We start from the raw sequence: 14,158 nt of genomic DNA, 5'->3' as shown, positions 1-14,158 counted from the left end.
AACAGCTTACCAACAGATTTGTCGTTTGCTGGGCCTGTCGGCGGTTCTCTATAGTGGTGATAAGTAGCTCAACCATTAGCTGAAAGCCGCTTGCTTTTAAATGGGCTACAGGTAATTTACGTTAGAAGCGGTCGTCAAATGTAAGTAGAAACTCCTTTGATGCAGCAATGTTGCATTAAGGGAGTTTCTAGCCAAAAGTGAAAAAATTAACTCTTGGACGTATTTTCATAATAGTTAGGTGATTTTTCGTCGTCTCAGATAGGAGCGGCCGACCGTGAATTATCGGGGCGCCAGCAACGACTGACCGGCCGTGGAGTAGGTTTCGGCAAACCTATTCCATGCTCTGAAATAGGTTTGATTGAACCTGGATACCTTCTCTCTTCAGTGCACGACAGGTTGACAATTAAGTCCCTCCGTTGTGCAGGAAAATGCTCAAGGTTGCTGATTTGTTAGCTGGGCATGTGCTGCCCGGTTGAACTGATACTGCGTTTTGGCTTCGATCCATTTGTCGGTGGCTTCGGTAAGCAGGGCCTGGGCTTCCAGCAAGTCCGATACGGTGATCAGACCACTGGCGTAACTCGACTGGCTTACCTTTACATTTTCGGTCGCCTGAAGTTTCGCCTGTTCCAGTACGCTGATCTGACGGTAAGACTCGACCACATCCACCCAGGCTTTTTCGGTTTGCAGTCGCAACAAGCCCTTCGTATCGATCAGCGTATTCTCGGCCATCTGCTCCTTGATCTTCTGTTTCGTGACGGCATATTTATTCGTCCACCAGTCGGATAGGGGAATCGAGACCGTAGCGTACAACAAGCCATTACTGATGCCACTTCCGCTTCAGAGTAGCCGTCAGATGGTTTGTTGGCTCTGAAGTCATCTCGAACCCCTAAGCAGCCAATACAAATGAGCTGGTTTCACGGATGGGTAATCGGCAGCTTGTCGCTTATCACTTGGTCAGTTACTGAAAACTGAACGTCTGAATAATCTCCATAGGTAACATCGCTTGCGCAGGTTACTGCTTGACTGGTATTTTCCCCTTTGTAAACCAATGAGTTACTAAGATAAGTTTACAAAAGGGACGGTTAGCTACTTGGTCTCTGATAGGAGCGATTGGTGAGACGATTATTTTTTTAATAGATGTCAACTCCAGTTAGTAGCATACGTGTTGTCTAGTCCTAAAATTAATTCTCGTCACCGAGGGACTTATTTTTCTTCACCTTTGCCCCATTCAAACTACCCAGCTTATAACTGAATGTTGCCCGAACGCTGGCGTTATAGATGTACTGCCGGAAATCCTGATCAAACTGAGCCGAATTCAGTACCGACGTAAAGCCCATGCCCCGGGTTAGAAAATTCTCAGCAGCGAGTCCTAAACTACCTCGTTTATTGTTAAAATCTTTGCGTACACCCAATGAATACTGAGCAAAGCCAATCCGGTACCCTTGTAAATTAATGTCCTTTCCTCTATATCCGATGTTCGCCTGAACGGCCCAGCCTTTGTCGAGTTGCAACTGGGTATCCATGCGACCACCCCACCGAAAACCTTGGTTGCTGATCATCGTCGACAGGCCGTTGACGTCTAGCGTTAAGCCCTGGATAAAACGGTACATCACGTCTAGGTTGCCATTTACACTCCACCGGGGCGTAATATTGACCGTGGCAAACAAGTTAGACCCATAATTATATTCTTTTCCTAGGTTGGTAACGCGCGTCACGACAGCCCCCACCAGCGTATCCGAACGTTGACTGATCGATTGAATATCATCCGTGTTGAGTCGGGTATACAGTGTAAAATTCAAATACGTTTTCTTTATCTGGGTACTATAGCCAGCTTCAATCCGGTCCACCGTTTCAGGCTTTAAATACGGATTGCCAATCCGAATAGTAAGCGGATTGACTGTATTGAAGTTGGGATTTAGGTCATCGATAAACGGGCGTCGAATACGCCGGGTATAGGCCAGTTTAACCGTGCTACTTTCCCCGATTTTCTTGGACAGATTGATGCTGGGTAATAGTCGCCCGTAATCGGGAATTAGAATTGGGCCTTGCCCACCCGCGGTCGACCCACCAATCCGGGGCCCTCCAGTCTGGGCCTGAATGCTGGTATACTCATACCGCAAGCCCGTCATAATGGCTAATTTGCTACGTGTGGTGAACGTAGCCGATAGGTAGGCAGCCGCAATATTCTGATCGTAGGTTAGCGAGCCAGACGGACGGCTGTCGTCAGTAGCAAAGGCGGAGGTAGGCGTAGCCAGCAGATATTGGTAGAGGCTGGTGACCTGACGAAGTGTGTTTTTTCCACCGAACTCCAGCTGAAAGCGCTGACTGATAGACAGCTGATAGTCGGCCTGGAGGATAAACTCCTTATTTGTCGCATCGTTTAAGTTTCGCTGCCGGGTTTTGATCAAACCAAGCGTATCCAGTTGATTCGCGTCGAAATTGTTGGTCAGCTTATTCTGGCTGTACTGCGTCGATAGGCTAAACTCTTTCTTAGGTCCATCGCCGGTACCGGAGTACGTATGCAGGTAGTCGACGTTGACATCAATTGAATTGGCTAAATTTTGGCTATACACATCCCGTTTTAAAGGAACAGTAATGGGCTCGTTGGATAGGATGGTTGTTGCCTGGTGTTGATCCTGGTTTAAGTTCCGAATACCCAGCCGCACGCCAGCCGTCAACGATTGATTTTTCGCCAGATCATAATCCAGCCCCAGCGCATATTGCGCAAATACCCCTTTGTCGAAAGCCTCAATATGCTGATTGGTGCGAACTGGTGCGGCTCCCGATGCCATATAGGTCGTTTGAGTCAGATCGGATGCCGATGGATTATAAATTACACGGCCATTCCCATTGAGGTTGAGCCCTAATCTGCCTTTTCGGAAACTACCATTCAGGCCCAGGGTTGCATTGCGGTTGCCCAAGCCGCTGTCTACATCGAGATGCAGTCCCTGGAGCGTGTTCTTTTTCGTAATGATATTGATAATCCCCCCGCTCCCTTCCGAATCATATTTGGCTGATGGAGACGTGATGACTTCAACCGTTTTGATGAGATCGGCGGGTATTTGTCGTAAGGCATCGGCCAGATTACCGGCCAGAATGGACGACGGCTTGTTGTTAATTAAGACCCGGACACTGGAACTGCCCTGTAATGTTACGTTCCCCAGCAGGTCAACCGAGAGCATGGGTACTTTTTTAAGAATATCGGTGGCATCACCGCCTTTAGCCGCCAGGTCGCTATCGGCATTGTAGACCAGCCGATCCACTTTATCTTCCACCAGGGCTTTCTTTCCCGCGACAGTTACTTCATTCAACGTACGGGTACTGGCTATTAATCGAACAACGCCAATGTCTTTGGTTTGACCTTTCGCCAAAACGATAGGCTCAAGGGTCCTGGTGTTATAACCCAGAAACGAAATGAGTAGTCGATACGAGCCGGGGGCAATACGGGTAAGCAAAAATTTACCCTTTTCATCGGCAACTGTTCCATCCACTAATTTACCACTTGTCGTTTCATATAAAGCCACATTGGCAAACTCGACCGCTTTGGTCATGGTCGAATCAATGGCATAACCCGAAATTTTTGCGTTGCCTTTTGATGCCGTTTCCCCCACTGGAGGGGTATTGGATTGGCCCGGTTGAACCGGAACTGTCGGATTTGTTGTACCACCCGGCGTTTGAGCGAACGTAACGATGGTCGTTAGGAAAAATAAGTAAATGGTAATTCTTAGCCACATAACCGGATCTAAAAAGTTGACCTGCTGCCTGATAGAGCAAAATTGCCCCTAATGATTGATGAATAGAAAAGAAACGCGGCTAATGCCTTTACAAGGGTAGTAAATACATGGTTCAGGGCCGCTTCAAAATTCCCGGCCTCTTTCTCCCATTATCAATAAGGTATACATGGTTTCTACCCGTTTCGTTTGGGCATCAAAAGTACCCCCGCATTCTGAAGCAACTTTGAAGTTTCAGCAGATAATAAGCTCGTTTACTAATTAACCTGAAACAGGTGGCGACGCATTGCCGGGGCCTGGTTGCAGATTACTCGCATGGCCTATTGGGGACAAATCGGTGAAAAATCTGCTCATCCCGGAAGAGCAAAGGATTGCCTTCGTTGATGATAATAAATCTCGACCGGTACCATCGCGATCAGTCCGAAAATGAGTTGCGTTTTACCATCATGCTAGGGCCGTCGCATCAACTACAGATTCTCTCTAGGTTTGCCCATTTACTTTGCCCACCCCAACGTATTCTACGTGACGTTGCTTCAATCAACTATACCTTTTTTTGTCGGGTAAACGTACTGGGGAGATAAGAGACGTTATGCATTATCAACGTATGAAAAAAAGCCAGAGATTCGGCTCGTTACCATCCTGGATACTAGTTAGTTGGCTGTTGCTACTTCCAGGGACGGTATCCACTGGGCAACCGCTGACTACGAATGCCCGACAGACGTTTCCGGATAGCCTTCCGACGCGCCCCACTACGTTCCGATGGGTCGCACCAGCGGTACTCATATCGGCAGGATTAGCCTTATCGCCTGATTATCCCAACAGCCATTTTGACCGCTTTTACATCCGCAGCGAGGTTCTGGCTAAAATTCATTTTCGCACCCATGCCGATGATTATTTACAGTATGGGCCAGCCATAGCCTGGGCTGGCTTGAGTCTGGCGGGTGTGAAAGGCCGGTCGCATCCCCTCGACCGGGCATTGATGGGCTTACTCGCCTACGGGATCAGCACAGGCGTCGTGCTGGGCCTGAAACATACGACCCATGAGCTTCGGCCCGATGGGTCCAATTACCTCTCTTTCCCATCCGGACATACGGCCAATGCCTTTACCGGAGCGAGTTTATTGGATCGGGAATTTGGCGGAGTCAGCCCCTGGATTCCCATCGGTGGCTATGCGATGGCCACCTCAACCGGCATCTTACGGATGACCAATGATAAGCATTGGGTATCGGACGTATTGATTGGAGCCGGGATTGGCCTACTCTCGACCGAAGTCGCGTATCGCGTTTACCCGTGGATAAAGAAGGCATTCACAAGACGTGAAGGCACCCATAATGTGTCATGTTGGCTCCTAAGAGAAAGATGAGTTAAATGCATTGCGTTGGATTTCTGCTACTAGTAAGGGCACTTACTACTTTACTTAACTAAATCTATCCTACGCCTATGTGGTGGACGTATGCATTACTCTCGGCCTTGTTTGCCGCCCTGACCGCCATCCTGGCTAAAGTGGGCATTAAAGGAGTCGATACGAATCTGGCAACGGCCATTCGAACTGTCGTTATTCTGTTTGTCGCCTGGGGACTGGTATTCTGGCGAGGTGGTATTGATACATTACCAACGCTTAGTCGCCAGAACTGGCTGTTTTTGGTATTATCGGGCGTAGCAACCGGGCTCTCGTGGATTTTCTACTTTCAGGCGCTGCAACTCGGGAAGGTCTCGCAGGTGGCACCCGTCGATAAGCTTAGTGTGGCCATTGCTATTGTGCTATCGGTTGTATTTCTAGGCGAAATGCTAACCTGGAAAACCGCTATCGGGGCGATCTTGATTATTGGTGGCACGCTGGTGCTGATTCTGTGAGTTCGTCAGATAACAAGGTACTTACCGAATGGCAGCGGACTACCCATTCAGCCAATGTTGGCTAACGTTCCCCCATTGATTGCAGAATCAGTATCCTTATGTTTTTATCCTGTTTGCTTTTAGTTGGCTACTTTTGCCTTGGCTAATCCACCCTTACTCATCCTGTCAAACCCCAATCCGATCACTATTTATGCTTTGTTGAAAGGGACGAACACAGTGAGTAGATTACTTCCTACGTAAGCGGTAGCCCTTATCGGTAAGAATCCTACTCGTTCATCCGTTGTCATAAGTAAGGCCTAGTCCGGCAACTGCGCTTTCCCTAAGCAATCAGGCCTGCTGGCTATCTGGAGCCATCACCGTTTTGGCCAGGTTATCTTCTTGAACGCCCATTTATGTGCTGGGCAATTTCTTTTGTCTCATTTTGGAGACCGCTTCGTGAGATGAAGCAAATGAGTATGGAACTTGGTGAGTAAACGTGTCTGGCAAACAGCAAGTTGACCTGGCAAAGAGCGAAAAGAAAAGCTGTTAGGATGTTGAGTAAGCAACCTCTAGCGCCCCTGTTGCTCAATGAAGAGTAAGGCCCGCTGTAAGACTTCGTCTTGACCACTAAGAACGCCTTGAATGGTCAGTGAAACGGGAACGTCAATCTTCACCCCCAGGCGTTGATTCGGCGTGCCGTCGGGATAGTAGACTGCAAAACCCGAATAGCGGGATTCGTAACCGCCAGCCATCAGAATCGTGTTCGACACCCCATTGGCGCCAACGGTAGGTAAGCCAATCGTCGTGGGATGAAGTATTTTTTGCCAGGCTATAATATTGGTCTCCGCCTGGCTGGCATTTTGCCCACACAGCAACACGAAATGCTTATCTCGGTCTACGCTCACGACCGAACCCAAGGGTAAAACCGTTTCAGCTTCCAGGGTTACGGCATTGCGGCTCAATACGGGATGCGTAATCTCGGGAAAGGCATTGATACAGACCGTATCGGTTTTAGTCATGAAAGGAGCCGCCAGGGTGGCCACGATGGCCGCATCGCGGGGATAGCCCCTGGCATCGAGAATAATATATTTTCGCCCCTTCAGGGCCTGCCAGACGCTGTCCACCTGGGTACTGTAAATACTGTTGACGCGCACGTAACCCGTGCTGTCGTTCAGGCTGCGCCAATATGGCTTGGGGACGGCCGGATAGTAAACGCGGCTGAAGGCGGTCAGGTAAGCGCTTTTAGCCACCGGCGTTACGGGCATGGTCAGGGGTTGGCCCGACCGCACAATCGTGATGGCAAACGGCTGTGGCCCCGACCGGCTTACCAGAGGAATCTTGTGCAATAGATCGCGGTAACTGGTCTCATTGGAACTGCCGGCATACTGGTGCCATCGCTGATAGAGCGTATCAATGGGGATGCCATCGATCGCTACCAGTTGATCGCCGACCTGTAGGTTGGGTGCTCGATGGGTAGAGTCAGCAATGAGTTGGACCAGGACGGTTTTGCCGTCAATGTATTTGAGGCAGAAGGGAGCATAGAACTCCGTAATCCCCGGGGGCGGTAAGACCCCATGCTGATACAGCACCTCAGCATGACCATCGTTGAGCCGAGCACTCAATTCGCGCAACAGCCAATAATAGCTTTTATAATCGCTGGCAAAGAGAAAACGAGGGACAAAGTAGCTCAGCAGCGTATCCCAATTCCCCTTGATCAAGTGTTTGTTGGGACAGAAGTAGTGGATCACGTTCCAAAAGTTGAACAAGGCCGCTAAACGAAGTTTGCGATTGGGATATAAGGTATCGGGGTAGGCGGGTTGGGGGAGTCGTATATAAACCGTATTGGCAACAGGGGTGGGATTTCGGCGCGGGGGCTTCTGGAAAAGGACCCGACAGTGCTGGATTAATTCATCGGTTGTCAACGGATTGGCGACCCCTAGCACCCGGTCAGGGGGGGTACCTAACGTCCCATCTTCATAGATTTGCTCGCCAACCTTAATCTTCACCCGGACTTGATCCGTCAGGGGTAGGGTGTAATAGTCCCCCTTGAGATAATCAGGCATGGCGCCCTCAACGATCAGGTAACAACCATTCCGGTTGCGCAGGGCCAGCAGTGCTTTTAGCGAATTGGCGTTGGTATATTGATTAACGATAAAGCAGAAACGCTTTCCGCTAAAACGGGATTTGCCTTTTAAGAGATACGCTCCCTGGGAGGTATTCTTGAGCCCAAAGCGTTCCTGATACCAGTAATTGGGGTCGCCCCCCCGATCCCGGGCGGGGATGACATCCAGGTCATCGGAAAAGTCTTGCCGTAAGTAGGCATGATAATAAGCCGTCCGGAGCGTGGGTAAAATAAGGGTACGATCAATCAGGCCCGCGACTAACGGCTGCACGAAAGCCGTATATTGTTGAACACCTAACCGTTCGTTTTCGGCTTGATTGCGCAGGTCAACAATCCAGTACGGTTGGTTATGGCGTGAGGCTGTTAAAAAGGAGTCCAGCGAGAAAGGGGCCGTAAACCGCTCTTGCGGCAGAGCGATATAGCCTATTGTAGCGGGTAATGGCCGGGTAGACTTACCGGATTCAGTACGAGCGGATTGAATGAAGACCGGTGTCGACTCAATCGTTGTCGTCGTATCGCCTATCAGCCGCAGCATGCCCTGAATGGTACGAACAAAGTTGGCTTTGGATGGATTATCCAACAGCGGGTCGAGCGTTTTGAGCAGTAACTCATCGGCCTGAAGCGTGCCTTTCATCAACTGGGGATGGAAGTATTTGAGCGTGCCCCAGAGCTTGCCGATGTCGGCTACTCGTTGGGTAGCCGGTGCATTCCAAACCGCCGTATTGTAGGGGGTCAATAAGCTGGTTTCAGCCGGGATGGGGGGTTGTGCCTGGGTGACCAGGGCGAGTAGGCAACCAACGCAGGACAAAGCAAGAAAACGGTTCATGAACAGAGTGCTGGTGAAGTTCATACATCAGCAGATTGACGAGTAGGTCAAGACCGTCGCCAAGGCGCGTTGGCCCTGCAAACCACGTCTCCTTATGTCTCCGCTGAGGTGAACAGACCGCAAAACTACGTCCGCTAATAAGGTTAAAATTGTAAAAATCATGCAGCCCGGGTCTGGGTAGTGATCCAGATGAGCTCGTTTTGTTCAACCGTTGCTTTTTGTCGAAGTTGCTTGGGGGTGTAGCCAGTTAACTGTTTGATGTGTTTGATGCAATGCGCCTGGTCATAGTACTCACTGCTGTAGGCTACCTGGGTCAAATTGGGACGAAGAGGGGCCTGTAAGTCCGTCAAGGCATGCCGGAATCGAACCGTCTGTTCAAACAGTTTAGGACTCTGGCCCACCTGTTCCATAAATAGTCGATACAAGGTGGAGGGATTGATCCGGAGCGTCGCGGCCAGGTGCTCAATAGGTTGACCGGTTGGCCGCTGACCAATGAGTTGCAACGAAGCGGTGGCCAGGGGATTTAAGCGAGTAGACTGAAGTCGAGCCACCAAGAACGCTTCCAGTACGCTAGCGCGTTGGGACGCTTCGTCTAGACTGAAGAGCTGATCGAGCAGTGAGCTTGACGAGGAACCGAACAGATCGCTTAATACGTGTTCGGATTGGAATAGCTGGTCGTAAGCTTCAGCGGTAAACGCTCGTAAGGCTGCCGGACGAAACAAAATACAAACCTGATCTATCTCGCCCTGAATGTCGACGGTAAAGGGCTGTTGGTGAAAGCCATATAAGCGGCTACTACTCTGCTGCTGGCCGGGCTTGACCCCACACAGATTCAAGCCGGAATTCGGCCTGTAAGTAACCTGGTTATTTTTGTAGATGGCTAAGCATAGGTTGGTATTGGGAAAGGTCGTATAGCTGAACGAAGCCTGATCTCGTTTACAAAAGAATAAGAAGGATTGCACAAACGGTTTTAACCGTGGATGCGAGACGGGTATAACAAGTGTTCGCATGCGTAACAAGCGCTAGTTGTCGTTTATGAGCTAATAAGGAGTATATATTATAGACTCATTTTTGATCGATTTGCTGCATCCTTCCATTTTTTAATTGCTTTTTATGAAATTTTCAATGACCTGTATCGCCAGAAACGGCCGGATTATGGAGCAGATGAATAAGGCTTCGGCGTCTCATGGTGAAGCGTATACATGAACACCGCCCAGTCTCATTTGGAAGCCTTTTAGAGATACTTATATTAGTAAGCGTGTCGTGCAGAAAAGCCTAAAATTCTCACAGGCTTAGCGTCGGTGGTAGTCTGTCCAGCCTTAAAGGGTTAGTAAGTGGGTTATGGTCCGTCAGCGCATAACGAGGGTGCTTTAAAAGCCTGATCAGTGTCAAAAACGGCTGTCCCTCTAGGATAAGGTTGCGCTAATGGGGGTTGGCGAATTGGGGATTATGAATAAAGGTACTATCGGTAAACAACCGTAAAAAGGAAATTAAATCCGTTTTCTCACCACTTGTCAGATGAAACCCGTTGGGCTGGCCAGCTAATTCAGGAGCCAGCATGGGACTGGGCTGAATGTGTTCACTGTAATGGTCCAGCACCTTTTCTAGACTATCGAACCGGCCATCGTGCATGTAGGGGGCGGTTAGGGCAATATTCCGTAAGGTCGGCACTCGAAAACGGCCCTGATCGAGGGCTAGCCCCGTTATCGCTTGCCGACCTGAATCCGTGGCTTGCTTATCCAGCCCGTTATTATGAAATAATTCCTGGTAGAGTTTCGCTCCCCCATGACAATGGGCACAGTTGCCACCCCGAACGTTGCGTTCGGGCGAAGGCGATCGGTTGAACAACTGCATCCCCCGCTGTTCCGATTCGGTTAGCTCATACTGTCCTGCTACGTACTGGTCATAGCGGGAATCCGCCGATATCAGCGTCCGTTCGAACTGAGCCAGGGCCTTACTAATCCGAACATCGGTGATGGTGTCGGAACCGAAAACCTGTTTAAATAGCGGGGGGTACGAGTTGGTTTTTTGTAACGCTCGGGCTGCCTGGCCGGGTTTGGAACCCATCTCATCCGTATGCCCCAGCGGAACTAGCGCTTGTTCTTCCAGACTCGTGGACCGCCCATCCCAGAATAATTGACGTACCCATAATAAATTTGCCAGGGACATTGAATTGCGCTTCGTTCGTTTCCCACTCACGCCCACACTGAGGGCTAGCCCATCGGTGAAAGCCCGCGCCTGCTGGTGGCAACTCGCGCAGGAGATCGTTTGGGTGGACGATAATTTTGGTTCGTAAAATAAAAGACGACCCAGATAAACGCCTTCCCGTGTCGTTGGATTGTCGGCAGGAATGGTGAATCGACTACCAAAGGAAGCAGGATAGTGTAACGGGTACGGCCCGGTTGGCACGGGATCATCAACCAATGTCCAGGCAGATACACCAACCATCACCACAGCGCCAATATAATAACCCATCCAGGACCGCATAATCAGTTATTCTTATTTAGCAAATCGAACCTCAATCCCTTTGACCTGCCGAATCCAGCGAGCCGGTTTTTTCTCCCCCGGGACGATGATCCGATACGGACCGGTACCGTCGGGTAAAGGGGCGCCGTCTACCTGATCGGCCAGCAAGATCATCCGCGTTGCAAACTCGGGATCAAGTTCGGGCAGCGCAAACAGCACTTCGTAGCCGTCGATGGCTTTGACAACTACATACTTCATCAGGTTTTCGCCCCGCAGTTCACCACCCACCGTAGCCCCGGCCTGTTTGAGCAGGTCGATAAGCAGAATGCCCGTATACTGACGTTCTTTGCCATCCCGGTCTTTGGCGCTCACCTGGGTATGGGCCATCGTTTTCAAATCGGCCCCTTGCAACGTCAAGGGTTTGGTCACTTCTCCCGAAATGGTCAGCACCGTCTGTGCCTGACTGGACAGCCCGGTAAGCCCAAAGGCAAAAAGGAACGGTAGTAACCAGGTCGTTGTCATGCGTGCGTGTAGCTTTTTCATGAGGCTTTTTTATAGATTACTGATGGCTAGGTTAATAAAGAAATTGCGGCCCGGCTCGGGGAACCCTTCGGCCAGCGCATAATTCCGGTCGAACAGGTTATTAATGCCCCCTTCCAGGCTTACGTAGCGGTGTAAGCGAACGGAAGCTTTGGCGTTGGCGACCATAAAACTGGCCGCTTGGGTGCCGTAACTCGTGCTGAAACGATCCGAGTCATACTCGACATTCCCAATCAACACCACTCGACGCAGAAGCTGGGCCTGGGCATAGACGAAGAGTTTGTGATCAGGCACGTCTACAAACTTCAGATCGGGATTACTCAAGTTTTGGCGGTGAATGTATGAATACTGCACACCGGCTTGAAAGGCCGTACTCACGGGTATCTTCAGGGAGACATCACCCCCGTAGAATTGGGCTAGTCCCGTATTCTGAAACTGATAAATGCCCGGCTGCACATTATTGACCTGTTGGATGGCATCCGTCAAGCGACTGTAAAATGCACTGGCTTGGAGCGATACCAATGGGCTAAGCTGATCGGCATAGGCCGCTTCCAGATGAAGCGCGGACTCCGCTTTCAGGTCCGGGTTTGGAATAGCCGCGCCCATGCGGTACGAATAGCGGTCTTTTACCGTCGCAAATCGGGTCTTCCGGGCTACCGTTAGGCTGAGCTGCCGCTGTTGGCTCGGATTGTAAAACAAACCCACCTGGGCGTTCAGCGCGTCGCTGTTATTGCCAGGAAAGGCCGATATAGTTTTGGTGGCACTTTCGTAATTCTCCGCTCTCAGGCTTTGCCGACGGTTATAGCTGATGCCTGGAACCAGCGACAACCGATTACCTAATGCCCACACATCTTCTACGCCGACCGATACCGTCTGATCAATGAACGTACGTACCGGTTCTCCGGCGTTGTTTTCGCGGTGACGATCCTGTTTGTAATGAACCGACGCTTTCAGGGTATGGACCGTGCCAATCCGATTGCCGTATTCAAGCGAACCGCCTTTGGTGTCATCGTTGTAGTAGCTGTTGAAAGACGACCCGCGTTGCTGAGTAGTGTAGGTATTATTATCGAAAGCACTCAGCAGGTTTTTGAATTTGTCGTAGAACAGGCGAACCTTCAGGTAGCTGTTGGTCGTCAGTGCCGTTCGGGAGATAAAGTACCAGCTCTCCTTGTTCCAGTAGGGCCACTGCCAGAAGCGGGCGACCTGCCGGGAGTCAGCCCCCACGTAGGGTGGGGTTCCCTTGGTTCCCTGCTGATTGATGTAACTGAGGGTGTATTCATCCGTCGCATTGGGCGTAAAGCCAACTTTGACACTGTATTTCCGATCATTCCGGTAGGCATTTTCCCGATTGCCGCCGTCTTCCTGGGTCTGGGGGACAAAGTCCGCCGATAAGGGAAACGTCTGCTGTTTCAACTGCGAGGCCGAACCCTGCACGTAAAACTTGCCGAGGTTACTCCCCAGGTTCAGGTTAAGTCGGTGGCCCTGTCCACTTAACAACCCCGCGCGGCCATCGAACTCCAGTTTTTTCCGGGGTCGGCGTGACACCAGGTTGATGGCTCCTCCCAATGTGTTGGGACCATACGTCACGGACGAGAAGCCTTTCGAGACATTAACCTCGGCCAGATCGAAGGTCGTAAAGCGGCCCAGATCCACGTATCCATCGTAAGGTACATAGACGGGTATCCCATCAATGAACACCGGTACCTGCCGCAAATCAAAACCGCGCACGTAAACCATCGATTCGTTGCGAGCGCCCACGTTGGAAAGCGTCACCCCAGGTAATAGATTAAGAGCCCGGCCTACATCGAGCCGGTTGAAGGCTTCAATCTGCCGATTAAGGGCCGTATTGGTCGAGTCCAGACTGCGACGCCCCAGTACGGTTACTTCCCCCAAACGAAACGCGCGGCTGGAATCAGGGGCCGTAGTCAGTTGAGCAACGGCAGGAAAGGTGATGGAAGAGATAAGTAGACCAGGTAACAAAGCGTAGATACGATGTTTCATTCAGGAGATGGGTCAAATCGTTATGTTTTGACAAATATAACGATTTGGCCCGCCGAACATAGCATTTGCTGATACAAGGTCTTCGCTCCAAAATCCGTAACACAAGGTTATTTTCTTGAACAGAAATCGGTTTTGGGAGCAGTCGAATAGTATAGACGTTGGCTGTTTACGGAAGCGGCATCAGTCATCAGGCTACTGGTTACCCGCCTAAAATCGGGGCTCCCAGACCAGATTCGTGTAATAAAGGCCGCCCACGGCTGGACCACCGATAAAGGTATAATACGCCTGGTTGAGGACATTGGTCCCCCCCGCTTTCACCAACAGATTTAGCTTCGGGAGCCGGTAACTCACTTGGGCATCCAGTGTATTGATGGCCGACACATTGCCCGTGGCCAGTTCCGACTGCCACAAAAACGCGTCCTGGTGTTTGTAATTCACCGAAAAGCCAAGACCTCGCCACAGATCCCCATTGGAAACGTTGAGGTTGGTAATCCAGCGGGGGGTGTTGAAGGAACTCTCTAAGCCGTCTCCATTATCGGCCCGGTCGAGTTTGGCGTAGGCCGCATTGCCACCCACCGACCAGGTCTGGGTCAGGCTGTAGCGAAGCCCCAGGCTAGCTCCGTAATTATACACCTGAGT

The 14,158-nt window shown here is 50.6% G+C and carries 10 protein-coding genes; 2 read left to right on the top strand and 8 right to left on the bottom strand.

Features of this window, described 5'->3' with window-relative positions:
- Positions 1-432 precede the first annotated feature (432 nt).
- Both ACYU8Y_RS21855 and ACYU8Y_RS21850 read right to left on the bottom strand, forming a co-directional pair.
- Positions 433-813, bottom strand: a complete 381-nt coding sequence (locus ACYU8Y_RS21855; RefSeq protein ID WP_460940231.1) for a TolC family protein — start codon at positions 811-813, stop codon at positions 433-435.
- Between the two features lie 368 nt (positions 814-1,181).
- Complete coding sequence (locus ACYU8Y_RS21850; protein WP_460940230.1) at positions 1,182-3,734, bottom strand: TonB-dependent receptor; 2,553 nt, start codon at positions 3,732-3,734, stop codon at positions 1,182-1,184.
- A 601-nt stretch (positions 3,735-4,335) separates the two neighbouring features.
- On the opposite strand from ACYU8Y_RS21850, the gene ACYU8Y_RS21845 reads away from it, so the two are divergent.
- Complete coding sequence (locus ACYU8Y_RS21845; protein WP_460940229.1) at positions 4,336-5,094, top strand: phosphatase PAP2 family protein; 759 nt, start codon at positions 4,336-4,338, stop codon at positions 5,092-5,094.
- A gap of 77 nt (positions 5,095-5,171) precedes the next feature.
- Positions 5,172-5,585, top strand: a complete 414-nt coding sequence (locus tag ACYU8Y_RS21840) for an EamA family transporter (protein ID WP_460940227.1) — start codon at positions 5,172-5,174, stop codon at positions 5,583-5,585.
- 548 nt (positions 5,586-6,133) lie between these two features.
- On the opposite strand, the gene ACYU8Y_RS21835 is transcribed toward ACYU8Y_RS21840, so the two are convergent.
- From ACYU8Y_RS21835 to ACYU8Y_RS21810, 6 genes are all read right to left on the bottom strand, one after another.
- Positions 6,134-8,512, bottom strand: coding sequence for a S41 family peptidase (locus ACYU8Y_RS21835; protein ID WP_460940226.1), 2,379 nt, complete (start codon positions 8,510-8,512; stop codon positions 6,134-6,136).
- Between the two features lie 158 nt (positions 8,513-8,670).
- Positions 8,671-9,522 carry a helix-turn-helix domain-containing protein gene (locus ACYU8Y_RS21830; RefSeq protein ID WP_460940224.1) on the bottom strand — a complete coding sequence of 284 codons (852 nt, stop codon included), beginning with the start codon at positions 9,520-9,522 and terminating at the stop codon, positions 8,671-8,673.
- Positions 9,523-9,934: 412 nt separating this feature from the next.
- Entirely contained in the window at positions 9,935-10,999 is a 1,065-nt protein-coding gene (locus tag ACYU8Y_RS21825; protein WP_460940223.1) for a cytochrome-c peroxidase, read from the bottom strand.
- Between the two features lie 12 nt (positions 11,000-11,011).
- Positions 11,012-11,521 carry a molybdopterin-dependent oxidoreductase gene (locus tag ACYU8Y_RS21820; RefSeq protein WP_460940222.1) on the bottom strand — a complete coding sequence of 170 codons (510 nt, stop codon included), beginning with the start codon at positions 11,519-11,521 and terminating at the stop codon, positions 11,012-11,014.
- A gap of 9 nt (positions 11,522-11,530) precedes the next feature.
- On the bottom strand, positions 11,531-13,519 hold the full coding sequence (locus tag ACYU8Y_RS21815) for a TonB-dependent receptor plug domain-containing protein (RefSeq protein WP_460940221.1): 1,989 nt from the start codon (positions 13,517-13,519) through the stop codon (positions 11,531-11,533).
- 207 nt (positions 13,520-13,726) lie between these two features.
- Positions 13,727-14,152 (bottom strand): outer membrane beta-barrel protein, encoded by a 426-nt coding sequence (locus tag ACYU8Y_RS21810; protein WP_460940220.1) that lies wholly within the window; start codon positions 14,150-14,152, stop codon positions 13,727-13,729.
- Positions 14,153-14,158 lie beyond the last annotated feature (6 nt).

Source organism: Spirosoma humi, from assembly GCF_054776575.1.
The sequence above is the reverse complement of the archived record's forward strand: the minus strand, read 5'-3'. Positions and strand labels throughout refer to the sequence as shown.